This is a genomic window from Streptomyces sp. NPDC002577, assembly GCF_053594815.1.
In genome coordinates, this window is the sequence record NZ_JBSFWK010000006.1 from 208964 (window position 1) to 235526 (window position 26563).

The window sequence follows — 26563 nt, forward strand, 5'->3', positions numbered from 1 at the left end:
AACGGGGTTCTACGGACGCAGTTTGCCGAGCAGGGACTCGGGCTGCCCCGGGAACCCCGCTAGGAGCGGACCGCTGAACGGAACAGCACAGACGACGTGCGCGGGAGAGTGGCTACTGCCACCCGCGTCACGTGACCGGAGGCCCGCAACGGCCTTCACGTAACCACCGTGATTGGAGAGTCCGATGGGTGTTCGCTCACTCGGGTACGTCAGGCTGGAATCCACCGACATCGAGAAATGGAAGCAGTTCGGGGGCGATTTCCTCGGGCTGATGCCCGTCGAGGGCGGCGATCCGGAATCGCTGTACTTCAGGATGGACGACTACCCGACCCGTATCGCGGTTTCTCCGGGGCCGCAGAGCGGTATGACGGCGCTGGGCCTCGAGGTCCTCGACGAGCGGGAGCTCACGAGCCTGGCCGCAGCCGTCGAGAAGGCCGGCATCAAGGTGACAGCCGGTACCGAGGACGAGTGCGTGGAGCGCCGGGTCACCGGCTTCGTCCGCTTCAGCGACCCGGGCGGCAACCCGGTGGAGCTCTACTACGGCGCTGTCCTCGACCACAAGCCGGTCCGTACCCCGCTGGTGTCGAAGTTCGTCACCGGTGACATGGGGCTGGGGCACGCGATCGTCTCCGCCGAGGACGCGAAGGCCGCGTTCGACTTCTATGTGAACGTCCTCGGCTTCATCGAGCGCAACACGATGCGCTCCGAGGGCGGCACCACCTGGTTCATGGGGTGCAACCCGCGGCACCATACCCTGGGCATCACGCCCATGCCGGGCCCCGGGCGCCTGCTGCACCTGATGGTCGAGTCGGCCACGTTGGACGACGTCGGGCTCGCGCTCGACAGGGCCCAGCGGCAGGAGATCCCCATGATGCACACGCTCGGCAAGCACACGAACGACCACATGGTCTCCTTCTACGTCTGGTCGCCGGAGAACTACGCGATCGAGTTCGGCTGGAACGGGCTGAAGGTCCCCGAGCCCGTCCCCGTCTACGAGATCACCGAAGGCGCCTTCTGGGGCCACCACTTCACTCCGCCGCCGCAGCCCGCGGGCTGATCCGTCCCCGCGATGTAGGGGGACGGGGCCGGACGACCGCATGCACGGTTGTCCGGATCCGTCACCCCTAGAAGGCTCATGAAGATCTTGGTGAGAGGCCGCCCGGCCGCAGGCCGGGCGGCCTTTGTGGCTAGGGGGTGGCCGGGTTGAAGGTGCCAGGTGTTGTTGGTTCGGGTGAGTCCGAGGCTGATCAGTCGGCGGAGGTTGAGGGCGGCTGCTCGGGTGTGGAGCCAGGTGTTGTTGGCGATGGTGCCGCGGTAGCGCAGGCGGCGGTTGCCGTGCTGGACGAGCCAGGCGACGGCGCGTTCGACCGGTGGTCTCCAGCGTCGGTAGTCGGCTTGCCAGTCGGGGTCGGTGGCGGCTTGGTGGCGGGCTGCTGCCTGGAGGTCGTGGTGCGGGCGGATGGTCAGGATGCGTCCGGCCTTGGCCTTGGTGCACCGCTCGCGCAGGGGGCACGCTGCACAGCTCCTTGAAAACGGCCTTGCGCTGCTGGTGCTGTCCGCCGGGCTCGGAGAGGGCGACGGTGTGTCCGGCCGGGCAGGTCACGGTGGCGGCGGTGGCGAAGTCGTCGAGGGTGAAGCCGCCGGGGACGGCCGGCCGCAGGGGGGCGGGTTTGAGGAACAGCCGGTGCCCTTGGTGCTGGAGGGTGTGGCGGGCGTCGCTGGTGGAGTAGGCGGTGTCACCGAAGACGTCGAGTGGAGTGTCCTCGTCGGCGACCAGGTCGAGGCCCACTTGGGCCTCGTGGTGTTCGGGCCCGGTGCCGGGGGTGAGGGCAACGGCGGTGTATAGGCCGGTCTCCGGCTCGACGGCGAGGTGGGCTTTGTATCCGTCCTGCTGGTGGGTGCGGGTTTTGTGCACGTGTCGGGATGCGGGGTCGGTCGCCTGCTTGCCCAAGGCCCCGCAGTACTGGTGCGCAACACCGACCGACATTCGGCCGTCCTTGGGAAACGACACGTCGTCGACCGCCCAGGCATCCGGACCGATCAGCGGCACCATCCGCTGCGCGATCCGGCGCCGCACCGGCACCGGCTCCCACGGCGACTGGTTCACGAACTGCTGCAGGTTCTGCGACATCAAGAAGCTCGAACGCATTCCGCAGGGCGGCGGCTGGCGCATGCACGGCGTGGGTGCAGACGCCGCCCGCGCCTCCAAACGTGCTGGCCCCGGCACCGGGAAGGTCGGTTACACCAACCTGCATTCCGCGCTCGACGACCACTCCCGGTTCGCCTACACCGAGGCCCTGGACGACGAGAGAGCCGTGACCGCGGTCGCCTTCTGGCACCGGGCGTGCTTGGTCTGCCGCCGCAATGCCTCCACCAGGTCAGCGATGTCCTCGGCGGTGCGGGCCGGGCTGGTGGCGGGGCGGGAGGAGTGGTCAAGCAGGCCGTTCTCGCCGTGCGCACGCCAGCGGACGTACCACTTGGCCAGGCAGCGGCGCGATAGCCCGGCCTCGGCAGCGACGTGCGCGATCGGGCGGCCAGCGTCGATCCGCAGGCACAACCGCAGACGTCCCTCCGGGGTCAGCGGTGCGTTGCGGTGACTCCTGCTGTTGGCGCTCCTGGACTCGGCGGACGCGTTCATCGGGAGCCCTGGGATCTCAGGGCTCCCGCGTGAGCGGCTGTGCGTGGCGTCAACGTGCGAACTTTTCGATGGCTGCCGGGGTGACGGGGGTGAAGAAGTTGACGAGGTTGCCGTCGGGGTCGCGGAACAGCAGCGACCGGTTGCCCCAGGGCATCGTGGTGGGCTCGGTGACGAAGTCGGTGACGAAGCCGGTCAGGTTCTGGTGAATGCGGTCCACGTCGTCGACGAGGAACTCGGTGATCACGCTCTGGTTGTCCGCTGGACGGGCAGAGCCCGGGGCGAACAGCGGGACGGTGCGGGTGCCGGCGATCGCGAGGGTGGCGCCCGGGGTCTTGAGTTCGGCGAAGTCCTCGGTGGCCCACATCGCCCGCACCCCTGTGGCTCGCTCGTAGAACTCGACGAGGCGTGCGACGTCGGTGGTAATGATGCGGATCGAGACGAAGTCCATGGTGATCTCCTTGGCAGATGGAATCGCTGCACGTCGCAGGCTAGGAGAAATAGTGGACAGAATCGGTCCTGTATTCGCGTTAGGCTGTGCACATGCCTCGACCCACCGGCCGCGTGCTGACACTCCTGGAGTTGCTGCAGTCGGGCGGCACTCGGACGGTGGCCGAACTCGCCGACCGGCTCGGCGTTGATGGGCGCACCGTGCGGCGGTATGTGGACCAGCTGATCGACCTTGACGTGCCCGTGGAGTCGGTGCGCGGCCGCTACGGCGGGTACCGGCTCGCCCCCGGGTACCGTTTGCCTCCGCTCATGCTCAGCGACGACGAGGCGCTGGCCGTGATGCTCGGCCTGGTCGCCGGCCGCCGAGCAGGGGTGATGACGGCAGGTCACACCGCGAGCGAGACGGCCTCGGCGAAGATCCGGCGGGTGCTGCCCAAGCACATCGCCCGCCGGCTCGACACGCTCCTGGAATCTCTCGCCTTCACGGATCAGCCCGGCGAGTTCGCCGCCCCGGACGCCGGGGTCCTGCTCACCATCGCCGATGCGGTACGCCACCGCCGGCCGGTCTCGATCAGATATACCGACCGCGACGGCCGGCGCAGCGAACGCACGCTGCACGCGTACGGGATCGTCGCCCATTCGGGCCGGTGGTACGTCACGGGCACGGACCCCGAGATCGGCGAGGACCGAACCTTCCGGCTCGATCGCATCACAGACGCACGGACCCTGCCCGGCTCATTCGAGGCGCCCGTGGGTCCCGATCCGGCACAGCGCGTGTTGTCAGGGTTCGCCACGGCTGAGTACCGGCACGAGGTGACCTTGCGGATCCACGGGACAGTCGAGCAGATCCGCGCCCACCTTCCCGCCAGCGTCGCGAGCCTGGAGGAGCACGCGCCCACGGCAGACAAGGACCGGGCGGCCGAGCGCTGGCTGCGCGTCCAGCTACGGGCGGAGCGGCTCGACTGGTTGCCTCCGCTACTCGCCTCACTCGACCGTCCGTTCGTCATCGAGCGCCCCGATGAACTGCGCATCCTCGTCATCGCGCTCGCCCAACGCCTCGCGTCCTACGCCCGCCAAGCCTGACAGCGAGGAACCAATGTCATGAGATGGCACAACTAGGGCTGGTCGGCAAGACGGTGCGGGGTCGGGGCGCTCATGCCTCCTGGACTGCCGCCACGGGGCGTGCGTCGGCGGTCGTACGCGGAGTCCGGCTGATGAACAGGGCGAGGACCAGAGCGAGGGCAGAGCAGCCTCCGATCAGGCCGAAGACCTCGAAGAAGGCGCTCTTGGTGCTGAACGGGGTACCGGGCACGGTCGACTTGCTGAGTATCAGGGCGGCCACCGAGATGCCCACGCCGCTGAAGGCCGTCTGGGCGACCGCGTTGACACCGGTGGCTTCGCTGGTGTTCTCCGCCGGGACGCTCTCGATGACGAGGTTGGGCAGCGAAGTGAGCATAAAGGTCGTCGCCACAGACAGGAACACCGAGGAGACGACGACGCCGACGACGTTGCCGCAGAACAGGGAGAGGACGATGGCGTTGGTGATGCCGAAGACTGTGCCGATGATGAGGGCGCGCCGGGAGCCGGTGCGGGCGGAGATCCGGCCACTGAGGGGTGCGAGCAGGAAACCGACGATCCCGGTGCAGAAGGCGAGCAGCCCGGCCGTGGTCGCGCTGAGGCCGAGGCCGACGGGTGCGATCTCCGGGGACTGCTTGATGAGGTTGAGCAGGTAGCCGGTGACGCCCACTGGCCCGGCCGCGACGGCCATCGTCGCGAGCGTGGTCAGGGCGAGTTTCCGGTTGGCGAGGCTGCGGACGTTGATCATGGGGCTGTCGAGGCGCAGCTCCCACCAGGCCCAGACGGCCATGAGCACGAGGCCGGCGAGGATGGTGCCGACTGTCCGGCTGTCGAGCCAGGTCCAGGTCCTGGACTTGGTGACGCCGAACAGCACCAGAGCGATGGCGGGCGCGAACAGCACACCGCCCACCCAGTCGATGCGCTGCACCTTGGCGGCGACGGTCGACTTGGGAAGCAGTGAAGAGGCAGCGGCGGCGAGCAGCCCGCCCACTGCGGTGGTGACGAAGATGTAGTGCCAGCTCGTGTGGTCGATCAGGAAGCCGGAGATGACCATGCCTGACGCCCCGGACAGCACGGTGGCGCCGCCGATCCAGGCGGTCGCCACAGGCACCCGCTTCTTCGGAAGGTTCTCCCGGGCAAGGCCGAAGCAGAGGGGGAGGAGGCCACCGGCGACGCCCTGGAGCGCCCGGCCGGCGACGACCCCGGTGAGTGTGTCCGTGGACATGCTGACAATCGAGCCCGCGGCCGAGATGAGCAGCAGGATGATGATCATGTTGCGGCGGCTGTAGAGGTCGCCGAGCCGCCCGCAGAGCGCGGCGGACACCGCGCCAACCAATGTGTACGCCGTGAGCATCCAACTGGCGTCGGCTGCATTGGTATGGAAGATGACGATCATCTGCGGGAGGGCGTTGGCCATCATCGTCGACTCCAACGAGCTGACGACGGCCGCGAAGATCAGGACCGCGATGATGAGCGTGGCGGGGCGTGCTGAACGGAGGACGTCATCAACATCTTCGGAGATGAAATCGCCGCTGACCTCTTCGGATCGGTGCATCGTGTCTCTCTCGGGTAGGCATGATCGACGGTGATCGCCTTGCCCTGGGCGTACGTTCGCAACGCCGCGCGTGAACCGGACACCGGTTCCGTGGAATAAGGATCTCCGGGCGTGGGACGACGATCTCGGGCAACCGCCCAGGGGCTCTCAGGCTCGACAGGCGTAGAGGACTGGCACAAGCTTCCTCACACCAGTGTTCCATTTAACGGAACGACTGATTTCTTTAGCGAGGAGAGTGTGACCTCACCGAGAACCCGTGTCAAGGAGTTCTGCAGGTCGGCCGCGGGCGCGATCCGTTCAGTGCACGGGCTGGGTGCCGCCGATGTGTTCGGTGAGGGTGGCGGCTGACTGTGTGGCGAGCGCGGCGAGTTGGGGCATGCTTGTGGCGGTGAAGCGGTTTTCCGGGATGGTGATGCCGACGTCGCCGAGGACGTGGCCGGACAGGCCGAAGACGGGGGCGGCGATGGCGATCGCCCCGGGGATGCGTTCGTCGTGGGAGAGGGCGTAGCCGTCGCGGCGGATCGTGGCCAGGCGTTCGGTCGGCCGGTCGGTGTCGACGCGTGTGCGCTCGGTCGTGGCGGTGAGAGGGCCACTGAGGATCTCGTTGCGGGTCTGGTCGGGCAGGAACGCGAGGATGGCGAGCCCGCTGGCGCTGGCGTGGAGGGGCAGCCAGGTGTCGAGCGGGAGGACGTAGCGCAGCGGGTGGGGGGACTCGGCTGACGCCGCGAACATCATTTGTCGGCGCTGGTCGTTGTAGAGGCCGAAGAGCGACGACTCGCCGCTGCGGTCGGTGAGTTCGCGGAGGATGCCGACCGCCGCTTCGCGGAGCGGGAAGCGCGCCGTGGTGGTCCAGGCGAGCCTGAGGAACTCCAGCCCGAGCCGGTAGGCGCCGTCCGGCGTCCGTCCGCTCGGGTCAGGGCAGTGGCACGTCCTCGCCTGAGACCCCGAGGAGGATGCGTGCCATGCGGCCGCAGTCGTCGTCGGTCAGCGGCGCGCTCGGGGATCGCTGCCAGGTGGCCACACCGTGGAAGGCCAGGTGCGCGATCATCGCCACGTCGTCCTCACGGATGTCGCCGCGCCGGGCCGCACGGCCCAGGACGCGCCGCAGCGGTGCCAGCGACCGCTCGGTGACCTGCTCGACCAGGGACTGCAGCTCGTGATGGGCGGCGCCTGCGGCCGCGCGGAGTGCCTGTCCTTCGGGGCTGGTCCAGGCGTCGCGGATCAGCAGCATGACCGCGACCAGGTCCTTGCGTGCGTCGCCGGTCTCGGGAATGTCGTCGTACCGCTGCAGCAGTGGCTCGACGACGGCGGCCAGGAGGGCGGTCTTGGAGGGCCAGCGCCGGTAGATCGTGGTGCGGTTGACCCCGGCAGTCCTGGCGACGGCGTCGACGGTCATCGCCGTGAACCCCACGCGCTCGAGCTCGGCGAGGGTCGCCGCGCGCACGCTGCTGATCACCTGCCGGCTGCGCGGGCCGGTCTGCACCCCGCGGGTGCGCCTGGTCGTCGTCTCCATCACCGGTGAATGTAAACCAGCGCAGCCGACGGATGCGCCGTCCTCCTCATCCCTGACCGGACCCTACGACGAGAAAGGCAACAGGGCGTTGCCTTTAATGGGGTCCGGGGCTAGTCTCCGGGCGCGGGCCTGCCGCGGGCCCGCCGACGCCGGGCACCGTCACCCGGCCCTTGGAGAAGGAAGCGCAAACCATGAAGGCTTGGCAGTTCGTCGAGACCAACGAGCCCCTCGTCCTCAACGAGGTCCCCGACCCCGTCCCCGGTCCCGGCGAGGTCGTCGTCGACGTGCGCGCCTGCGGCCTGTGCCACTCGGACATCACCTACATGACCAACCCGGGCACCAAGGCCAACATGCCCTACACCCCGATGACCCTGGGCCACGAGACCGCCGGCGTCATCAGCGCCATCGGCGAGGGCGTGACCAGCTGGCAGGTCGGCGACCGCGTCGGCGTGTGCCCGTCCGGCACCGGCCCGATCCCCGGGTTCTTCGCCCCCGGCGGCTTCGCCGACAAACAACTCGTCCACGCCGACGACCTCGCTCGTGTCCCCGAGGGCCTGGGCATAGCCCTCGCTGCGGTGGCCACCGACGCGGGCATGACCTCCTATCACGCGATCATCGTGCGCGGCGGCGCCAAGGAGGGCATGAAGGTCGGCGTCATAGGCCTGGGCGGCCTCGGACAGATCGGGGCGCGCGCCGCGGTGCTCAAGGGAGCGGAGGTGCACGTGGCCGAGCCCAAGGCGGAGGTACGCGAACTTGCCCTGGGCCTCGGCCTGGCCGGCACGGTCGCCGACGCGGCCGAGTGGAAGGGCCGCAACTTCGACCTCATCGTCGACTACGCCGGCTTCAACACCGCCGCCGCGGCCATCGACGCGATCCGCCCCGGCGGCACCGTTGTCACCGTCGGCATCGGCGCCAGGGAGATGACCATCCCGTCCCACGCGCTGCTGCACAACAAGAACCTCATCGGCTCCATGGGGGGCACCGTCGCGGACATCGAGGAGCTCTACCAGCTCATGCTCGACGGCTCCATCGCCCCGGTGTACGAGGAGATCGGCTTCCACCAGATCCCCGACGGCCTGGACCGCCTGGCCAAGGCCCAGGTCACCGGCCGCCTCGTGGCCCGCTTCGGCGACTGAAACCCACGGAGCGGCCTGCGGGGCGGCAGTACGTCGGCATGAGGAATCAGCGTGCGGCTATGGGAGGCACAGGCTGATTCGCTACCTCGTGAAGCAGCCGATCGACTTTACCCCGAATGCGCGCGAGAGGATTGATGGCCGGCACCGCGTAGAGGTAGTCGGCCTCGATCGCTGCGAGTGTGATCCCTGCCGCCTCCTTGGGGTCAATGGCAGGATCCGTTGGGATGGGCGTTGGGGAAACATCGACGCCGCCGGCATGACCATCTTCACGCTTCGCGCTCATAGGAGTGCGCACGATGCCCGGGCAGAGGACGGTAGCGCCTACACCTGGCGCTGAACCAGCCAATTCGGCATGCAACGTTTCGGTGAGTGCTACAACTGCGTGTTTGGTGACGATGTAGTCGGCGATGCCGGGGACGATGGAGAGACCGGACATCGAGGCGGTGTTGAGTATGTGGCCCGAGTTCTTGTGCACGAGATGAGGAACGAGCTCTCGGATACCGTTGATGACACTGCGGAGATTCAGGGAGAGCAGTCGCTCCCATTCCGCCGACGTGATCTCCCACGACGGACGAAGCCTGTTCGCCGCTCCGACGTTGTTGCAGACGACGTCGTAGGTACCGAACCGTTCGATAGCTGTCCGGCTGAGTCGCGCGACCGCTTCGGCGCTTGTGACATCGGTCGGTACGGCGACTACCTCGACGCCCAGCGCTGACAGCTCATCGCGGGTGTCGCGGAGTCCGTCCGCGTCTACGTCGGCGATCACGAGATTGAGCCCGCGTTCCCCGAACGCCTCTGCGAGCGCCTTACCAATGCCGCTTGCTGCGCCAGTGACGATTGCCACCTGGCCGGGAACCAGTCTGGTCACCGGACATCACTCCTTCCTCGGTCGCACGAACCACAGCGAGGCTCGCGCCGACTCTCTCTTTGCCTCTTCCGGTGTCTCGCCATCAGCGCGGGGGCACTGCGATGAAATCCGGGCACCCTGGTAAGCCCTGCTCAGTTCGCACGAGTCCGGGACTGCTGTTCGCAACCGGATCCCTGGCTGGGGAATCTGCCTCTCAGCCTTCAACGGAACATTAAGCGTCTTCAGTGCATCTTCGGCGCACCTACTGTGACGGGCGTTCGCCCCGGCGTCAAGTGGCGGAGTTGAGCTGCCCAAGAAGGCGGGGTGCCTCCGAGGGGGGCACGGTGATCGCGGTTCCGGGGGTCGCTGCGGCGCGCCAAGTAGGCCCCTGTAGTGCAGAGATGCCATGGCGACGAGGGCGGTTCAGTTCTCGCGCGCAGTCACGGCCGAGGCTGGGCATGGCGCAACGTCTATTCGGGGAGCTCTATCCGATCCCTGCTCTTGACATCACTCAGAGGCCCTGGCCATCCTGGTCATCAACATATAACGGGACGCACGTTCTGTTTTAGGGAAAGCCAGTCGAGTGCGGCGGCTGGCGGCTCCCACCACAGACACCGCGATCACGCGGGCGAGTCGCGCAGCTATCGGCGAGGGCCGCGGCTGTGCCAGATCGACAGGAACCTGGTGGACATAGTCGAGGGAACAGCTGCGGTCGTCACGGGCGCGGGCGGTGGCATGGGGCGTTCGATCGCCCTGGCTCTTGCCGGCCGGGGGGTCGACGTTGTCGTCGCCGACGTCGAAGGCGCCGCCGCCGAGTCGGTCGCGAAGGAGATCGAGGCGCTCGGGCGGCGATCGATCGGTGTGCAGGTTGACGTGTCGCAGCGAGAAGCTGTCGAGGAGCTCGCCGACCTGGCGTACGACTGGCACGGGTCGGTCGAGATCCTCGTCAACAATGCTGGGGTCACCTTGCGCCCGTTTCGGGCGACCTGGGACACCAGCTACGAGGACTACCGCTGGGTCATGGACGTCAACTTCTGGGGAGTGCTGCACGGCCACGCCGCCTTCGTGCCACGGATGCGAGCGACTCCGGGTCCCCAGCACATCGTGAACACCTCATCGATGGGCACCACGGCCATGACCGCCGGCCATTCCGCATACAACGTCTCCAAGGCCGCCGTGGAAGCCTTGTCTCTGACCGCACGTCAGGAGCTGCGCGGGCAGGGGATCGGTGTGTCGATGCTGCATCCCGGCGCCGTTCGCACACGGATCACGACCAGCGAGCGGCTGCGGAGTGCTCAGGACCGATCGGCTGAGCGCGGCGTGACCCCATGGTCGACCTACGTCGAGCAGGCAACAAATCCGATCACCGACGCCAAGCCCGAAGACCTGCAGCCCAGTGGCGAGGACCCCGATGTCCCGACGACCTGGTCGGACTACATCACGCCGGCGGCCACGGGGTGGCTGGTGTGTCGCGGAATCGAGCTCGATCTTCCGCACATTCTCACTCACCCCTGCCCGCGTGAGGCGTTCCTTGCCCGTGCGGAGGACATGATCGCGGGTCTGCCGGACTACACCGAATGGCCTGGCACTTCCTCCGCATCCTGATCGCCACCGCCGGCCGGGCACATGCTGGGACTGGTGGACGGGGCTGGGGCCTCATGGCCCCGCCCTGATGGGCCGAATATCTGGGTGGGGTCGTCGGGCTGACGTCGTGCCGCCTTGGTGAGAACGGGACCATCCCGGTGCCGAGGTGGTCCGCCGAGCGGTCGAGGGCGCCGCGCACAGGGTGCTGGTGAGCGAATCGGCCGAGGCGGATCTGCTGGTCGTCGGTGCGCTGAGGCGCCATGGTCACTTCGGTCTGCAGCTGGGCCGGGTCGCTCGCGTCGCGCTGCACCATTCGCAGTGCCCGATCGCCGTCGTCCCGCAGCGAGCATGAGATTCCGGAACGTCTGCCGCACGCCATGAGCCTGGCCAGTGTCTCCTCCACCACCGTTACATGCCGGTGCGGAAGTACTCGATGACCTTCTCGGCGATCGACTTGCCCACGCCCGGGATTTCCCTCAGGTCCAGGGACCGCCCTGGCTGGCCTGCCAGTTGAAGGCATGTGCTCGGCGTGCCACGACCGGGGACGGGGGCCCGAGGTGCTCTTCAGGCCCCTCCGGTGCGCGAAGCCGTGGGCCCGAGGGTCTACTGGAAGGCAGGAGGATCCGCGCAGCGAGAGGTCCGAAGCAGCGCGTGATCAAGGATGACGTGGTGCGTACAGCGCCTATCACTCCCGATGAACCGACCAGGTCGAGGCCGTCATCCGGCGGCCGTCCCACCACAGGGCGGCGGTGTCCCTTCGCGCCGACCCGTGGCATTGCCATGGGGATCGGGATCTGTCGGCTCGCGTCGTCCGACGGACGGTGCGGGCGGGGCGGTGGTCGGAGCGGGACGGCTGTCTGTCGGGTGACGGTCTGAGCAAGGGAGAGAGCTGTGCAGGCGACGTTCGTTCTGGGACGGATCGCGGGGGTCCGGGTCGGCGTGCACTGGAGCGTCCTGTTCATCTTCGGCATCATCGCGTTCGGCCTGTCGCAGGGCCGCCTTCCGGAGACGTATCCAGGGCGTGCCTGGGCGGTGTACTGGGCGGCCGGCCTCTGCACCGCCGTGGTCTTCTTCGCCTCCCTCCTCGCACATGAGCTGGCGCACGCCGTCGTGGCCCGGCGCAACGGGGTCGAGGTGGACGACATCGTCCTGTGGCTGTTGGGTGGGGCGGCCCGGCTCAAGGCCGAGGCGTCCAGTCCTGGTGCGGAGCTGAGGATCGCCGGCGTCGGCCCGCTCGTCAGCCTCCTTCTGGGTGGGCTGTTCACACTCGGGGCCTGGCTGCTCGACCTGGTGTCGGCGTCCGGGATCGTGGTGGAGATGGTGGCCTGGCTGGCAGGCATCAATGTGCTGCTCGCGGTCTTCAACGCGGTACCTGCCGCCCCGTTGGACGGCGGCAGGCTGCTGCGCGCGTTCCTGTGGTGGCGCACGGGAGACCGGCTCCGGGCGACAGTCGGCGCGACTGCGGCGGGGCGGGTGTTCGGGTGGCTGCTCGTGGTGCTCGGGCTGATCGCGTTCATGAGGACCCGCGCGTTCGGCGGTCTTTGGCTGGCACTGCTCGGCTGGTTCCTCATCGCGGCTGCCACCGCCGAGGGACGGCAGGCCCAACTGCGTGGCGTGCTCGCCGGCGTCCCGGTGCGGGACGCCATGACGCCGGAACCTCTCACGGTTCCCGCGGACAGCACGGTCGCGGGCTTCCTCGCCGATCCGCGCTACCGCTACCGGCATTCGGCGTTCCCGGTGACCGACGACCGAGTCCTCGTCGGGCTGGTGACCTTGGACAGCGCCAGACACGTGCCGCACGCCGAGGCCCACGCCACGACGGTGAGAGAGGTGATGGTGCCGCTGTCGCAGACCACCGTGGTGGGGCCGGACAGCCCGCTGGCGGATCTGCTGCCCCGCATGGAGCCGGGCGCCGCGCACCGGGTCCTGGTCGTGGATCACGGCAGCCTCGTCGGAATCGTCTCCCTCTCGGACGTCAGCCGCACGGTGACATGGCTGATGAACACCGCTCCATGGCGGCGCGGTGGCCTGTAGCCGTGGCGGCACCGTCGACATTCGCATCAGCAGCGTCTTCCCGTGCGAGGCGGAGATGTCGGTCAGCCGCACCTTCGCCTGCCATCCGACGCAGCCCCGCGGCCCGGCAGCCGGGCCGCGCCAACGGCCCGCGGGCACCACCGTCAGCTGCTGTACGAACGAGAGGGTCGCGTGGCGCGGGCGGGACGCCGGGCACTTGAAGGCTGTGGATCAGGGACTGCAGCGTTGTGCACGAGCCGCTACGCTCAGTAGTTCTGGTCGATCTTCGAGGGGACTCGGGTCGGTTCCGGCGCCAGCAGGGCCAGGCGTGCAGCAGGCGCAGTGTGAGCCCGCGCCGTTTGGCTTCGTTGGCGGCCCAGTGGGCGGCGGCAAGGCTCTCCGGTGAGCCGTCGAGGGCGATGACCGGCAGCCTCCTGATCTTGTGCTGCTCCATGGTCTGAAGCACCTCTCCGGCATCGGCATGCGCGTCGACAGTGATCGGCTTCCCCTGGGCGAGCTGGCCCGCAGTCATAGTGCTGGGGTTCTTGCCTTTGGCCAGGCATTTCACCACGATGTCACGATCGGTGATGATTCCGTGGAGCCGGTCGTCGGGGCCGCATATGGGCAGGGAACCGACGTTCAGCTCGCTCATCCCGGCGTGCCGCATCCTGCAGCGTCTCATTCTCGGCGGCTCCGGGATGCATGATCTCTCGAGCGGTGGTCATGTCCGCCTCCTTCCGTATCGCACCCACAGTCCTTGGACCTACGAGTCCCACGATTTGCAGCGTTCAGACTGCGTTGCCCGACCTCGTTGTCCCGGAGGAGCCAGGCCCGTTCCGGCCAATCGGGTTCGGACCCGGGACGGGGCAGCGGTGTCCAGCCGTCGCTCGGGCCGGAGCCGTGTCTGGAGACGCATCACCACATGGCCGACGCCAGAGAAGGTGCACGCGAGGCCATGCGTCGCGGTCGGCGGAGGCGACGGCGAGGACCCGGTATCCGTCGGTTGCGAGGTGTTCGCTGTGCGCGGCCGTCTCGGTGAGCAGCTCCTGGGGATCGGTCAGGACGCCCGGGCGCAGCATCGCTTCCGGAGCCCCCTTGCAGATGACACGCAGCCCCCCCGTCGGGCCGACGGTGCACCCTCGGCATTCGCTTCCGGCCGCTGTCGAAGGGGATCTCGTCCACCCGCGGCAACTCCCGGTCCAGTACTGCCAGGTCAAGGCCCAGTCGGGTTCCGGCCGTGAGCAGGGCTGCCGCCGTCGGGTCCCCAGCGCACGCCACGCCGTTCTGCCCTTCGACGGAGGCTCGAGCGCGGCGTCGTTGCAGAGCATCGCGGCGCGCAGCAATGCCGCCAGCTCAGGACGGTTCCTGGCTCCTCCCGCGGGCTACGTGGCGTCCGCGTCGGGATGCGGGACGGTGATGACAGGGCAGCGCGCGTGGTGGAGCACGCCCTGGCTGACGGACCCCAGCAGCATCCCGGCGAAGCCGCCGCGGCCGCGTGTCCCGACCACCAGACCGAGGGCATGGGCGGACGCCTCGGCCAGCGCCTGCACGGGGTGGCCCCGGACGACCTCGTGGTGGAGTTCGACCTCCGGGTACGTGGCGACGCGCCCGGCCACCGTTTCGGAAAGCAGGCGGCGGCACTCCTGCACCGCGGCCCGCTCGTCCAGGACGCCGAGCAGCGGACGATGCCACACGTACAGTGCCCTGAGGAGTGCGCCGTGCAGGGCGGCTTCCTGGAAGGCGAAATCGACGGCCGCGGCGGAGTCCGGGCTGCCGTCCACACCGACCACGAAGTACGGCGGACTCTGAGTGATGTGCGCCGGCTCGGCCACCACGACCACCGGGCAGCGGGCACGGGCGATGACGGACAGAGCCACGGATGCGGAGGTGAACAGCTCCTCCGCCATACGCAGGTGCCATGAGCCGAGTACGACCGCCGCGGCGTCCTGCGCATGCTCACGCAGGACCAACGCCGGGCGCCCCTCCGCCAGCAGCCCCGAGACCTCCACCTGGGGCTGCCGGGACTCCGCGAACGCGACCGCCTCCTTGAGCACCCGGTCTCCAGCCTTGTGCAGCGCTGCGTTCCACTGCTCCCATGACGGCATCACCTCCCGGGACCGGTATCCGCCCGTCGGCACGCCCTCGGCATGTACCAGGAGCAACGGCAGGCGGCGCAGGGCAGCCTCGTCGGCGGCCCAGGCGAGCGCCGTGCGTCTGCCGGGGTCGGGGTCGACGCCGACCACGATCGGCCGTCGTCCTTCTGCACTTGTCATCGCTGCTCTACCTTCCTGCTTGGGTCGCCCCAGCCGTTCGTAGGGTTGTGGAACCCAGGGGAGCTGGGTGTGGCTTTCATCGCTGTGCCGTCCGTGGCTCGGGAGGCTTGGCCGCCCAGCTCCCCACGACGACTCGGCCGCCGATTGGGAAGTGCGAACAGGTCGCTGTGTAGAGCAATGCCGGCGAGGTCGTCCGTGGTACGCAAGCCGGATACGACCTCAGGAGCACGATGAGCCGGATATGGGCCGGGATCGACTGCGGCAAGACCCACCACCACTGCCTGGTGACGGACGGCGGGGGCCGCCGACTGCTGTCGCGGCGGGTGGCCAACGACGAACCGGAGTTGCTCCAAATCCTGGGCGGCGTTCTCGACCTGGCCGACGGTGGTCAGGTGACCTGGGCGATGGACATGACCGGCGGCGAGCCCGGCCTGCTGATCGCACTGCTGGTCAACCACGGTCAGGAACTTCTCTACGTCCCCGGACGCGTGGTCAACCGGGCCAGCGACGCCTACCGAGGCGAGGGCAAGACCGACGCTCGCGACGCCCTGGTCATCGCCGACCAGGCTCGCATGCGCCGCGATCTCCAGCCGGTCCGCCCCGGCGACGACGCCACCGTCGAGCTGCGGCTCCTGACCGATCGCCGGGCCGACCTCGCGGTCGACCGGACACGCATCATCAACCGGCTCCGTTCGACGCTGACCGGCATGTTCCCCGCCTTGGAACGTGCGCTGGAGATGACCAACACCGGCCCCCTCGTCCTGCTGTCCGGCTATCAGACGCCGGCCGCCGTCCGCCGCACGGGCGTCAACCGGCTGACGACCTGGCTGCGCAACCGTAAGGTCCGCAGCCCCGAGGCCCTGGCCGCGGCGGCCGTCGACGCGGCCGGACGCCAGCACACCGCCGTCGCCGGCGAGAAGGCCATCGCGGCGATGGTGCGCACGCTGGCGAAGGAGGTGATGGCCCTCAATGAGAAGATCGCCGAGGTCGACAAGCTCATCGAGGGCCGGTTTCGTCAGCACGAACTCGCCGAAGTGATCACCAGCATGCCCGGCATCGGGACCCTGCTCGGCGCCGAGTTCCTCGTGGCGACCGGCGGTGACCTGGCAGCGTTCCCGACGCCGGACCGTCTTGCGGCCTTCGCCGGCATGGCCCCGGCGCCCCGGGACTCCGGCAAGACCAGCGGAAACCTGCACAGGCCCCAGCGTTACCACCGGCGTCTGCAACGTGTCTTTTACGCCTCCGCGCTCTTCAGCATCCAGCGCGATCCCAACTCCCGAGCGTTCTACGACAGGAAGCGCGCTGAAGGGAAACGACACGTCCAGGCGGTGATCGCGCTCGCCCGCCGACGAGTCAACGTTCTGTGGGCCCTCATACGTGACCGACGGTGCTACCAAGTCACACCTCCTGTCACCAGTGCCGCTTGACATCGGCATTGGGAAGCCTCCGGCGTGGTGCGCACAGTGGTTGCGCATCGTCGTGATTGCGCATCGTCTACCAGCCTGACTCCTCTGCTGCCGGCTGCCATCTCGGTGGACATCGACACAGGTGCCGCCCGGCCGAAGTCGCGGTCCGGGGCCTCGATGGCTCGATGGGCGGATGACGACACGCCCAAGCGCCCGGGAGGAGCGCGCGCTGCGGGACGCGAGGGTGTTACTCGCCGTGGTACAGGCGGTCGAGGCCAGGTGGCGCACACGCGGCCCTCGCCCTCGCGGTGAACGAGCAGACGTTCGAGGACGTCTACGGCGGACTGCGGCGCGGCGGCAAGCTGGTCATGGTCGCCCTCCCGGCGGGCGGCACGATCCGTGTCCCGATCTTCGACACTGTGCTGGGCGGCACCTCGGTCATCGGCTCGATCGTCGGCACCCGGCAGGACCTCGACGAGGGTCGTGGCCGGCATCCGCAACGCTGTTCCGCTGCTCGAGCTGAGGGCCTGAACCCCGATGCGTACCAGGAGTTGGGCGCACACATGCGGACGTTGGAAGCCCACTACCGCGATCTGTGCGACATCGAGTTCACCATCGAGCGCGGCAAGCTGTGGATGCTGCAGACCCGGATCGGCAAACGCACAGCCGAGGCGGCCTTCACCATCACCGCCGGACTCGTGGACGAGGGTCTGATCACCCTCGACGAGGCGCTCGCCAGGGTCGGCGGCGAGGGCCTCGCCCGGTTGATGTTCCCCCGTTTCGACACCACCGCGGTCGGCGCGCCGCTGGCCCACGGCATTCCGGCCTCGCCCGGCGCCGCCGTCGGGGCCGCGGTCTTCGACTCCGCCGAGGCCGTACGACGCGCCGCGGCCGGGGAGAAGGTCGTCCTTGTACGGCAGGAGACCGCTCCGGACGACCTGCCCGGCATGGTGGCCGCACAAGCCGTACTGACCAGCCGCGGCGGCAAGACCAGCCACGCGGCCGTGGTCGCCCGGGGCATGGGCAAGGTGTGCGTGTGCGGGGCCGAGGAACTCACCGTGGACCCTGGGGCACGGCGGTTCACGGCGAACGGCACGACCGTGACCGAGGGCACCGTCATCTCCGTGGACGGCACCGAGGGTGCGGTCCATCTCGGTCCGGTTCCGCTGGTCGCCTCGGCGGTGATGAAGTACTTCGAAGGCGGCGGCCGACTCCCCGACGAGCCGACACAGCCGGTGGTCGGCGCAGTGGACCGGATGATGGCGCACGCCGACAGCGTGCGGCGGCTGGGCGTACGGGCCAACGCCGACACCCCAGAGGACGCCGCCCGCGCGCGCCGGTTCGGCGCGGAGGGCATCGGGCTGTGCCGCACCGAGCACATGTTCCTGGGCGAGCGCCGCCACCTCGTCGAGGCTATGATCCTGGCTCGTACGGACGTCGAACGCGACCGTGCGCTGGAGGCGCTGCTGCCGCTCCAGCGCGAGGACTTCGTGGGGATACTCGCCGCGATGGACGGTCTGCCGGTCACCATCCGCCTCCTCGACCCGCCGCTGCACGAGTTCCTGCCCGACCGCACGGAACTGGCCGTGTGTGTCGCAACCGCCGAGGCGCATGGCGACACCCCGGACCCGCACGAGACCGAGCTGCTCGCGGCCGTGAACCGGATGCATGAGGAGAACCCGATGCTGGGCCTGCGCGGGGTCCGTCTGGGCGTGGTGGTGCCCGGCCTGGTCACCATGCAGGTACGGGCCGTCGCGGAGGCCGTCGCAGAGCGCAGGCGGGCGGGCGGTGATCCTCGTGCGGAGATCATGGTCCCGTTGGTCGACACGGTCGAGGAACTCCGCATCGTCCGCGCGGAGGTGGAACACGTACTCGCCGAGGTCTCCCAGGCGACAAGGGCGGCCGTCGACTGCCCGGTGGGCACCATGATCGAACTGCCCAGGGCCGCGCTCACGGCGGGACGGATCGCGCAGGAGGCGGAGTTCTTCTCCTTCGGGACCAATGACCTCACCCAGACCACCTGGGGCTTCTCCCGGGACGACGTCGAGGCGGCGTTCTTCTCCGCCTATCTCGAGCAGGGCATCTTCAAGGTCTCCCCGTTCGAGACGATCGACCGTGAGGGCGTCGGCCGTCTGGTGGAGATTGCGGTCGCCGAGGGCCGCGCCACCCGGCCGGACCTGAAGATCGGTGTGTGCGGTGAGCACGGCGGAGACCCGGAGTCGGTGCACTTCTTCCACGGCGCCGGCCTGGACTACGTCTCCTGCTCACCCTTCCGTCTCCCGGTCGCGCGCCTGGAGACGGGGCGGAGCCCTTCTGTGGGGTGGGTGTGGTGCGAGGACAGGCCCGTCGGTGGGGACGGCCGACGGGCCGTCGGTGAGTCGGTCGTTCGGTCAGGGGGCGATGTTCCACTGCTGGCAGGTGTTGTCGAGCTGCTGCCACTGGCGGACCACGGTGCCGTTGGCCGTTCCGCAGTTCGCTACGTCCAGCGTCATGCCGGTGTTGACGTTGGTGATGGTGTAGTGACTGCCGACCTTGGTGACGTCCCACTGCTGACACGTATTGCCGAGCGAGGCCCACAGCTGGACGGCCGTGCCGTTGCTCTGCACGCAGTTCTTGTCGTCCAGGACCGTGCCGCTGTTGACGTTGGTGATGGTGTAGTGGCCGTTGCCCGCACTGGCGAACTTCCACTGCTGGCAGGTGTTGCCGAGCGAGGCCCAGATGTCGATCGAAGTCCCGTTGGCGGTACCGCAGTTGACCGCGTCCAGGACCTTGCCGGAGTTGGTGTTGGTCAGGCGGTAGGCGGTGCCGGCGACGGGGAAGGTCGCGGCCGGGGTGGTGTAGCCGACGGAGGTGATGTTGGCCTGTACGGCGTTGTCGGCGGCGTCGGTCGGGTAGCCGGAGGTCATGACGCCCTCGAAGAAGGAGCCGTCGGACCCGTTGCTGTCGTCACCGCCGGTACCGAGGACGATGGCACCCTCCATGTGCATCGGGGTGTAACCGCCGAGGTTGGGAAGGGCTCCGTTGTACCAGGTGGTCAATGAGCCCGATTGCGCGTTGCCGCCCTTGATCGCGTAGGTGGTGGTGCCGTTGTTCTTCTCCATGGCGGTGACGTACTCGCTGGAGTTGCCCTTGTTGTTGGTGTTCGAGCCGTTGCCGCCGGCGAACAGGCCGTTCTCCAGGTCGGCCTGGACCCACGGCCCCGAACCCGAGCAGGGGGAGAACCAGCACTCCGTGCCGAAATTGATCGCGTCCATGTGGCCGTTGCCGGTGTCATTGCCGGACGTCTCGGCATTGCCGTAGTCGAAGCAGCACCGGTTGTTCACGTGGTGGCCGCTCGTCACCATGTACGCGCCCTCGGGGGAGCTGCCGGTGGCGATGCCCGTGGTGCTGTTGTCGCGGTAGCCGACGCCGGCGGACACGAAGACGCCGTACGCCGCATGGCCGCCGACCGTGACCGGAAGGGCGTCGGCGATCGCGCCGACGTCCTGTCCGCCGTTGCCGCCGGGCCCCTCGATGGTCAGATCGTTGTGGTTTGCGCTCTGGTCGTAGATCTCGGTGATGACGCAGGTCGTGCCGGAGCAGAAGGAGTCCTGCGCGGCGGCGTTGGCATAGCCGCCGGCGCTGAGTACGCCGATGTTGGTGGTGGCGGAGTCCGAGGCGCGCTTGACCTGGTAGAGAGCGCCGTTGTAAGTGGCGTAGAGCGCCCGCGTGGTGCTGTGTGCCGCGGCGCACGGTGTCCCCGCGGAGGCGTAGATGTCGCAGGGCAGGGTCGAAGCGGCCTGGGCCGTGCCCGCGGTGCCGACGACCCCGGCCAGGATTCCCCCGAGGAGGGTGAGGACCGCGCCCACTGTCAGCAGGAGCCCTCTCAGGTGTCGGTCTGTCAATCGACCTATCACGGTGAACCTCTTCCGTCGTTCGTTCCTCTCTCATCCGGCGCCGCGTGCTCCGGGAGACAAGGATGTGGGCGTTAACATCGCAGGCCCTCGGGTGCCGTCACTCATTCGAGCTGCACGGGAGGGCGATGGGGGAGGGCCGGACTGCGTGCTGTGCTGATCGAGCGGCGTTGTCGAGAGCGTCACAGCAGGTCAGAGCGGCGAATTGGCCCGGACTGGGGGGACTATTGCGCATGCCGTTCTCGCGTGGTCGGCGCGTGAACGACCGCTGTCGCGGCTCCGTCTTTTTACGGCGGGATGAATACCCGGTCAACACTGTCGAACAGTCAAGAGTGCGGAAACAAAAGCTGTGCAATCTGTTTACTCGGGTGACCGGCCGTGCCGGAAGGGACCTTCCATACGGCGGTTACGCCAGGTCAAAAAGGTCTCGGTGCGCGCGGCGCGGTCGGGAAAGCACGAAAGTCGAGGGCCGGAGCAGTCTTGACCCCCGCGGAATGTGTGCGCTAACAATCCGTCACGGCGTGCTGCTCCCACCGGAGAAGCACCCGATCGGTACAACACGACGGCGCGTGAGGAGGTGGAGCATGGACGGCGATCGCGCGCCGGTGATGGCGGACGTGGCCCGGATCGCGGGCGTCTCGCACCAGACCGTCTCACGGGTCCTCAACGACCACCCGAGCGTGCGGCCCCACACCCGGGAGCGGGTGCTCGCCGCCGTTCGCGAACTCGGCTACCGGCCCAACGCCGCCGCCCGCACCCTGGCGACGCGCCGGACCCGCACCCTGGGTGTGATCAGCTTCAACACCACGCTGTACGGCCCGGCTTGCATGCTCTACGGCATCGAGCAGGCGGCCAGAGAGTACGAGTACTTCGTCACCGTGGCGGCTGTCGGCGCGCTCGACCGGCGGTCGGTGCTGGATGCCGTCGACCGGCTGCGGAACCAGGGCGTGGAGGGGATCGTCGTCATCGCGCCGCAGACCGCCGCGGTGGGCGCACTGGCGAACGTGCCGGCGGACGTGCCGCTGGTCGCGGTCGGCTGCGGCACCCACACCGCGCTGGTCTCGGTCGCCGTGGACAACGAGGCGGGTGCCGAGCTCGCCACCTCCTACCTGCTCGATCTCGGCCATCGCACGGTGCACCACCTGGTCGGGCCGCGTTCCTGGCTCGACGCGCAGGAGCGCGAGGCCGGCTGGCGCAGCGCCCTGCACAAGCGGGGGGCTCCCGTGGTCCAACCGCTGGCCGGCGCCGACTGGACGGCCCGTACCGGATACGAGCACGGCCAGCGGATCGCCGCCGACCCCGAGGTCACCGCGGTGTTCTGCGCCAACGACCACATGGCCCTCGGCCTGCTGCGGGCCCTGCAACAGGCCGGGCGCCGGGTGCCCGAGGACATCAGCGTCGTCGGTTTCGACGACATGCCGGAGGCCGAGTACTTCGGCCCGTCATTGACCACCGTCCGCCAGGACTTCGACGAACTCGGCCGGCGTGCCCTGCGTGCGCTGATCGAGATCGTCGGTGATCCGGACGCCGGGATCCCGAAGTCCGGCAAGACACCCCACATCGTCATACCGCCCAGTCTTGTGGTGCGGACCTCGGCGACCCGCCCGCGGCACCAACAGGAAGTCCGAGATGACAGCCGCCAGTTGGCGTGACCCTGGAACGATCCGGCCGCGATCACCACCGCGTCACCAACACCCCGATCACCAGGCGCCGTTGCCAGCGGCGTGCCGTTACGGAGTGATGCGCCGACCTCAAGCGATCGGCCGTGACGTCCACGGGTCGCGACGGCTCCGCCCCGGCCCACCGCCCCGAGCGGTCGGCTTCCAAGTCCTGACTCACCATCAGGCATCTGTGCATCGGTGCCCTCGCCGCGCTCACCACGATCGGCCCCCCGCTCGGCGACAACAGCGCCCTCCGCCACGTACCGCACCCGAGTGGCCCCCACACCTTGTGCCCGCCTCCCCGGCATCGGCATGCCCACAGGCCGGACCACGGACGGGTGTCCGTTCCAGCCGTCCCCGACGTACCCACCTCCGCTTCCGGCCGTGGGTTCTTCCCGACCCGACACACCGACCCGACACGCCTGGTACTCCACTCTGGTTTCGCGATCTTGCGTCGGGCCCGGCTGGGAAGGGGTACGGCCACCGCGTGATCACCGGGGGTTGTGTGGATTCCTGAAGAGGCGGGCCACACCCGGCCCAGGCGGATGCAACGCCTGCTGCGCTACGCGCGCCGGGACGCCCATGCCGTCCGCGACGACCGCGCACCCGGTCGGCACCTGAGCACCGCCATCAAGGGCTTGGGCGACATCGACACGGGTTTCACGGCGGTCCTTGCACCCGAGTCCCGCGCCTGAGCTCCAACAGCGCGCGACGCTCAGAAGGGGCAACGGGCCTGCGTCGACCGGCAGTGATCCACCAGGTCGCGGTGAACGCCTCGTTGTTCGAGACCCCGCCGAACCGGGCCCCGGTCCCGGAGGCGCATGGAAGAAGTCGCGCGCGAACTCAATCCGTCCCAGGGTGCCGTTGACCGAGGCCGTTCTCGAGGACACCGTCATCGGGGGCCGCTACCGCCTGAAGAAGCGCCAGAGCGTCAGAATCATCGTCTCGCAGCTGAGACAGCGATCGGGCGCCAGTTCCACGGACAGGGGCGAGTGGGCGCCGGATGTGAGGGCCACCGGCGCCCACGGTTCCGGACCCGTGCCGGTGAACCCGGTCTTGCCGCGGGTCACTGTGTGGTCGATGCCGCAGTGGTGCCCCGTACGGAGGACCGGGCCGGCTCGGGGCGGTGGACGCCGCGTGGGCGGTAGCCGAGGGAGTCGGCGCGGCCCAGGAGGTCGGCGAGGTACCAGATGATGGCGAGCCACATCTCGGTGCCCTGGAGCCCCGGCTCCGGACCCGGGCCCGCCGGCCCGGAACCGAAGCCGAAACCCCGGCCGTTCTGCCAGCGGGGCAGGGCCGCGGCCAGTTGGCGCTCGGCCCAGGCGCGTATGTCCGCCATACGGTAACCGTCGCCACGGTCCCCGGTTCCGAGCTGCCGGGTGCACAGCCACAAAGGATGGGCGACGTCGAGCACGTTGCACGCGTTGTCCCGGCCACTGCCGAAGTGCCGGGGATCGCGGGCATGGTCCAGGACGGCGTCCACCACCCGTTCCGGATGCGGAACCGGCAGCCCGAACTGGGCGAACGAGCCGCGGGTGAGCCGGTAGTAGCCGTTGACGACCTGGAGGCGACCGGTCTCGGGGGAGGGGCTGCCCCACATCCCCGTCCACGGGTCGGCCCGGGTCAGGAGCCAGCCGAACAGCGCCTCCCGCGTGCCCGGCTGCGTACCGTCGTCTCCGGCGTGCCGCAGGTTCCAGTGCGCGGCGGTGGCCCATGCGTCGATCCAGGCCCCGGCTCCCCATGCACCGCCCCGCCACGGTAGTCCGTCCAGCCGCGCGGTCAGTTGACGAGCTGTCATCTCTCGTACGCCGCGTACCGGATGGGGGAAGGAGAGGCTCAGCAGGTCGAGGGCGTAGCCGACGGACAGGATGTGGTAGAGCGCGGGTCCCTCGCCGATGAAACCGTCGTCGTCGGGCGCCGGCAGCGGCTCGCCGAACTCGGGCACCAGCCCGGTTTCCGGGTCCTGGGAGGCGCACAGCCGCTTGCCGTGGTCGTCGGCGGTCAACTGCTCGGGTGCCGAGCGCAGCAGCAGGTCGGCGATCTCCACGGCGTCGCAGTGCGCCCGTATCGTCGGTGTGGCCCCGGGGTGGTCGACATACCGGTCGCTCTCCCAGCACCGGGCGAGGATGTCGGCGGCCTGGGCGCGGGCGGTGTCGGCGAACCGCGTGAGAGGGTCTGCGCCGTGGGCCGCAAGAGTTGCCTTGGCGCCTCGGCGGTCGCGCAGCGGGCGTGCCGGATTCCCGGCCGCCACCGTCCAGGCGGGGAGATCCTTGGTCACCACTGCACCGGCACCGATCACACAGTGATCGCCGATGGTCACGCCGTCCACCACGACTACCTGCGAGCCGATCCACACGTCGTCGCCGATCGTGATACCCCGGCTGGTGTGGGGCTGTTGGAAGACAGGACGGTCGGGTGCCATGGAGTGGTTGAAGCCGAGCAACGACGTGTGCGCGCCGATCCGTACGCCGTTGCCCAGGGTGACGGTGCCCCGCACTGTGGCGAACGGGTTCAGCGTGCAGTCCGTTCCGGTGGTCAACTCCCCGGTGACATAGGCATGAGCGGCGATGTAGGAGTCGTCGCCGAGCCGCAGCAGGTCCGGGAACACCGCGGCGGACTCGGCGACATAGCACCGCTCACCGACGTCGCTGTCTCCACCGATCTCCCGCTGCCGCTCCCGTTGAGCGACGCGCTGTTCCTCGGTCGCCTCCTGGGCGAACAGCCAGGGGCAGTGATCGAAGTGCCGCACATCTTGCTGCTGCTGTTGATCCACGGGGCGAACGCTAGTCGGGCGAACACTCTGCGGAAAGGGTCCTCGGGTCCCGGGTGTTCTTGAGGGGCCATGCGCTCGTTCCGCTGCCGCACCTCCACGGCCGGTCGACTCAACCGGTCCTCGCGGCAAGCACGGATCGAGTGATGGGTGCATCGCCTGGCGGTTTCTCATGCACCTCGTGGTGACTTGTGGCAATCGGTTCCGGCGACAGTTGCGGCGAGACCCGCGTCCGATGACCAAGCGGGTTTGGACCGTGAGGAGTTCGCTGATGGATTGTCGCCACGAAAAGTTCTACATCGGCGGTGAGTGGGTTCGGCCGGCCACCGACGCTGTCATTGTCCCGGTCGATCCGAGCACCGAGCTCCCGCTGGGCAGCGTGCCCGAAGCGGTGGAGGAGGACATCGACGCGGCGGTGGGTGCGGCGCGGCGGGCCTTCGACGAGCCGGGTGGCTGGGCGGAGTGGGAGCCGGAGCGCCGGGCTTCGGTGATGGACCGGTTCGCTGACGAGCTTGACGCGCGAGCTGCGGACATCGCTGTCCGGGTCAGCAGCCAGAACGGAATGCCGATCTCGATCGCCCGGCAGTTGGAGACCGGCTATCCGACCACGGTGCTGCGCTACTACGCCGGGATGGCCCGGGAGGCGTCCTTCCGCGACATCCGTACCGGACTGCTCGGGGGCACAGCCGAGGTGCGCCGCGTGCCGGTCGGGGTCGTCGCGGCCATCGTGCCTTGGAACTTCCCGCAGGTGCTGTCCATGTTCAAGATCGCGCCGGCGATGGCGGCGGGGTGCACGGTGGTTCTCAAGCCGTCCCCTGAGGCCGTGCTCGACTCCTTCCTGGTCGCTGAGGCCGCGGACGCTGCCGGAATTCCGGCCGGCGTGATCAACATCGTTCCGGGCGGCCGGGAGGCCGGGGCGCACCTTGTCTCGCACCCCCAGGTGGACAAGGTGGCCTTCACCGGATCCACGGCAGCCGGCCGCGCCATCGCCGAGACCTGCGGGCGCCTGCTCCGCCCGGTGACCCTGGAACTGGGTGGCAAGTCCGCCGGCATCATCCTGGAAGACGCCGTTCTGGACCCGGGGAAGATCGCACAGGACCTGGTGGCCGCGACAATGGCGAACAACGGCCAGACGTGCTTCCTGAGCACCCGCATCCTGGCTCCGCGGCGTCGCTACGCCGAGGCCGTCGATCTCCTCACCGAACTCGTCCGCAGTCTCCCCGTCGGCAACGCGCTCGACGAGACCACCGTCATCGGACCGATGGCCACGGCGCAGCAACGGGAGCGGGTGGAGGCGTACATCGAGAAGGGACGCAGCGAGGGGGCGCGGGTGACCATCGGTGGCGGCCGCCCCGCGGGTCTGGACAAGGGTTGGTTCGTCGAGCCGACAGTCTTCGCAGACGTGGACAACCGCTCCGTCGTCGCGCAGGAGGAGATCTTCGGCCCGGTGCTGTGCGTGCTGCCGTACGACGGCGTCGACGAGGCCGTCCGCATCGCCAACGACTCCGACTACGGCCTGGGCGGCACGGTGTGGACCGCGGACCCTGAGCAGGGAGCAGCCGTCGCCCGCCGGGTGCGCACCGGCACGATCGGAGTGAACCGCTACCTGCCTGACCCGGTGGCCCCCTTCGGAGGGGTCAAGGCCAGCGGACTGGGGAGCGAGCTCGGCCCGGAAGGCCTGCAGGCATACTTGCGGACCCAGTCGATCTACCGCTGACAAGCAGAGGAGCCCCGCAACGGGGCGGGGCTG

20 protein-coding genes and 5 pseudogenes are annotated in these 26563 nt (G+C 69.0%); 11 read left to right on the plus strand and 14 right to left on the minus strand.

Going from position 1 to position 26563, the window contains the following annotated elements; genetic code table 11:
- Positions 1-184 precede the first annotated feature (184 nt).
- The gene (locus ACWD4J_RS11695; RefSeq protein ID WP_451395158.1) at positions 185-1057 is read left to right on the plus strand and encodes a VOC family protein; all 873 of its coding nucleotides are present in this window, start codon (positions 185-187) and stop codon (positions 1055-1057) included.
- On the opposite strand, the gene ACWD4J_RS11700 is transcribed toward ACWD4J_RS11695, so the two are convergent.
- The 5 genes and pseudogenes from ACWD4J_RS11700 to ACWD4J_RS11720 form a co-directional block, all read right to left on the minus strand.
- Positions 991-1506: a transposase gene (locus ACWD4J_RS11700; protein WP_451395263.1), complete on the minus strand. Its 516-nt coding sequence runs from the start codon at positions 1504-1506 to the stop codon at positions 991-993. The genes ACWD4J_RS11695 and ACWD4J_RS11700 overlap by 67 nt on opposite strands.
- A 244-nt stretch (positions 1507-1750) precedes the next feature.
- Positions 1751-1915: pseudogene (locus tag ACWD4J_RS11705) on the minus strand (IS5/IS1182 family transposase); the annotation flags it as partial.
- A pseudogene (locus tag ACWD4J_RS11710) lies at positions 1910-2125 on the minus strand (transposase); the annotation flags it as partial. The pseudogenes ACWD4J_RS11705 and ACWD4J_RS11710, both read right to left, overlap by 6 nt.
- 288 nt (positions 2126-2413) lie before the next feature.
- Positions 2414-2638 (minus strand): annotated as a pseudogene (locus ACWD4J_RS11715) (helix-turn-helix domain-containing protein); the annotation flags it as partial.
- Positions 2639-2687: 49 nt separating this feature from the next.
- Positions 2688-3086 carry a VOC family protein gene (locus ACWD4J_RS11720; RefSeq protein ID WP_451395159.1) on the minus strand — a complete coding sequence of 133 codons (399 nt, stop codon included), beginning with the start codon at positions 3084-3086 and terminating at the stop codon, positions 2688-2690.
- Positions 3087-3178: 92 nt separating this feature from the next.
- Here ACWD4J_RS11720 and ACWD4J_RS11725 point away from each other — a divergent pair, with 92 nt between their 5' ends.
- Positions 3179-4168, plus strand: a complete 990-nt coding sequence (locus ACWD4J_RS11725; protein WP_451395160.1) for a helix-turn-helix transcriptional regulator — start codon at positions 3179-3181, stop codon at positions 4166-4168.
- Positions 4169-4238: 70 nt separating this feature from the next.
- Here the strand turns inward: ACWD4J_RS11725 and ACWD4J_RS11730 are convergent, their stop codons facing one another.
- The 3 genes from ACWD4J_RS11730 to ACWD4J_RS11740 all read right to left on the minus strand — a co-directional run bounded on the left by ACWD4J_RS11730 (position 4239) and on the right by ACWD4J_RS11740 (position 7230).
- Positions 4239-5717, minus strand: coding sequence for an MFS transporter (locus ACWD4J_RS11730; RefSeq protein ID WP_451395161.1), 1479 nt, complete (start codon positions 5715-5717; stop codon positions 4239-4241).
- Positions 5718-6014: 297 nt separating this feature from the next.
- The gene (locus ACWD4J_RS11735; protein WP_451395264.1) at positions 6015-6590 is read right to left on the minus strand and encodes an IclR family transcriptional regulator; all 576 of its coding nucleotides are present in this window, start codon (positions 6588-6590) and stop codon (positions 6015-6017) included.
- Positions 6591-6630: 40 nt separating this feature from the next.
- Entirely contained in the window at positions 6631-7230 is a 600-nt protein-coding gene (locus ACWD4J_RS11740; protein WP_451395162.1) for a TetR/AcrR family transcriptional regulator, read from the minus strand.
- 191 nt (positions 7231-7421) lie between these two features.
- Between ACWD4J_RS11740 and ACWD4J_RS11745 the strand changes: the two genes are divergently transcribed.
- The gene (locus tag ACWD4J_RS11745; protein ID WP_451395163.1) at positions 7422-8366 is read left to right on the plus strand and encodes a zinc-binding dehydrogenase; all 945 of its coding nucleotides are present in this window, start codon (positions 7422-7424) and stop codon (positions 8364-8366) included.
- Positions 8367-8412: 46 nt separating this feature from the next.
- Here the strand turns inward: ACWD4J_RS11745 and ACWD4J_RS11750 are convergent, their stop codons facing one another.
- Positions 8413-9234, minus strand: coding sequence for an SDR family NAD(P)-dependent oxidoreductase (locus tag ACWD4J_RS11750; RefSeq protein ID WP_451395164.1), 822 nt, complete (start codon positions 9232-9234; stop codon positions 8413-8415).
- Positions 9235-9714: 480 nt separating this feature from the next.
- Between ACWD4J_RS11750 and ACWD4J_RS11755 the strand changes: the two genes are divergently transcribed.
- From ACWD4J_RS11755 to ACWD4J_RS11765, 3 genes and pseudogenes are all read left to right on the plus strand, one after another.
- Positions 9715-10818: an SDR family NAD(P)-dependent oxidoreductase gene (locus tag ACWD4J_RS11755; protein WP_451395165.1), complete on the plus strand. Its 1104-nt coding sequence runs from the start codon at positions 9715-9717 to the stop codon at positions 10816-10818.
- 124 nt (positions 10819-10942) lie between these two features.
- Positions 10943-11149, plus strand: a pseudogene (locus tag ACWD4J_RS11760) (universal stress protein); the annotation flags it as partial.
- Positions 11150-11688: 539 nt separating this feature from the next.
- Entirely contained in the window at positions 11689-12831 is a 1143-nt protein-coding gene (locus tag ACWD4J_RS11765; RefSeq protein ID WP_451395166.1) for a site-2 protease family protein, read from the plus strand.
- Here ACWD4J_RS11765 and ACWD4J_RS11770 read toward each other — a convergent pair.
- From ACWD4J_RS11770 to ACWD4J_RS11780, 3 genes are all read right to left on the minus strand, one after another.
- Complete coding sequence (locus ACWD4J_RS11770; protein ID WP_451395167.1) at positions 12773-13492, minus strand: CBS domain-containing protein; 720 nt, start codon at positions 13490-13492, stop codon at positions 12773-12775. The two genes, ACWD4J_RS11765 and ACWD4J_RS11770, sit on opposite strands and share 59 nt — an antisense overlap.
- Before the next feature lie 233 nt (positions 13493-13725).
- The gene (locus ACWD4J_RS11775; RefSeq protein WP_451395168.1) at positions 13726-14088 is read right to left on the minus strand and encodes a hypothetical protein; all 363 of its coding nucleotides are present in this window, start codon (positions 14086-14088) and stop codon (positions 13726-13728) included.
- A 104-nt stretch (positions 14089-14192) separates the two neighbouring features.
- Positions 14193-15083 (minus strand): universal stress protein, encoded by an 891-nt coding sequence (locus ACWD4J_RS11780; protein ID WP_451395169.1) that lies wholly within the window; start codon positions 15081-15083, stop codon positions 14193-14195.
- Between the two features lie 230 nt (positions 15084-15313).
- Between ACWD4J_RS11780 and ACWD4J_RS11785 the strand changes: the two genes are divergently transcribed.
- Both ACWD4J_RS11785 and ACWD4J_RS11790 read left to right on the plus strand, forming a co-directional pair.
- The gene (locus ACWD4J_RS11785) at positions 15314-16510 is read left to right on the plus strand and encodes an IS110 family transposase (protein ID WP_451395170.1); all 1197 of its coding nucleotides are present in this window, start codon (positions 15314-15316) and stop codon (positions 16508-16510) included.
- Positions 16511-16969: 459 nt separating this feature from the next.
- A pseudogene (locus ACWD4J_RS11790) lies at positions 16970-18798 on the plus strand (putative PEP-binding protein); the annotation flags it as partial.
- An 81-nt stretch (positions 18799-18879) separates the two neighbouring features.
- Here the strand turns inward: ACWD4J_RS11790 and ACWD4J_RS11795 are convergent.
- Positions 18880-20385, minus strand: coding sequence for an arabinofuranosidase catalytic domain-containing protein (locus ACWD4J_RS11795; protein WP_451395171.1), 1506 nt, complete (start codon positions 20383-20385; stop codon positions 18880-18882).
- Positions 20386-20966: 581 nt separating this feature from the next.
- On the opposite strand from ACWD4J_RS11795, the gene ACWD4J_RS11800 reads away from it, so the two are divergent.
- Both ACWD4J_RS11800 and ACWD4J_RS11805 read left to right on the plus strand, forming a co-directional pair.
- Positions 20967-22034 carry a substrate-binding domain-containing protein gene (locus ACWD4J_RS11800; protein ID WP_451395172.1) on the plus strand — a complete coding sequence of 356 codons (1068 nt, stop codon included), beginning with the start codon at positions 20967-20969 and terminating at the stop codon, positions 22032-22034.
- A gap of 554 nt (positions 22035-22588) precedes the next feature.
- Entirely contained in the window at positions 22589-22738 is a 150-nt protein-coding gene (locus tag ACWD4J_RS11805) for a hypothetical protein (protein ID WP_451395173.1), read from the plus strand.
- A 371-nt stretch (positions 22739-23109) separates the two neighbouring features.
- Here the strand turns inward: ACWD4J_RS11805 and ACWD4J_RS11810 are convergent, their stop codons facing one another.
- Entirely contained in the window at positions 23110-24816 is a 1707-nt protein-coding gene (locus ACWD4J_RS11810) for an acyltransferase (protein WP_451395174.1), read from the minus strand.
- A 268-nt stretch (positions 24817-25084) separates the two neighbouring features.
- Between ACWD4J_RS11810 and ACWD4J_RS11815 the strand changes: the two genes are divergently transcribed.
- Positions 25085-26530, plus strand: a complete 1446-nt coding sequence (locus ACWD4J_RS11815; RefSeq protein ID WP_451395175.1) for an aldehyde dehydrogenase — start codon at positions 25085-25087, stop codon at positions 26528-26530.
- Positions 26531-26563: the final 33 nt, after the last annotated feature.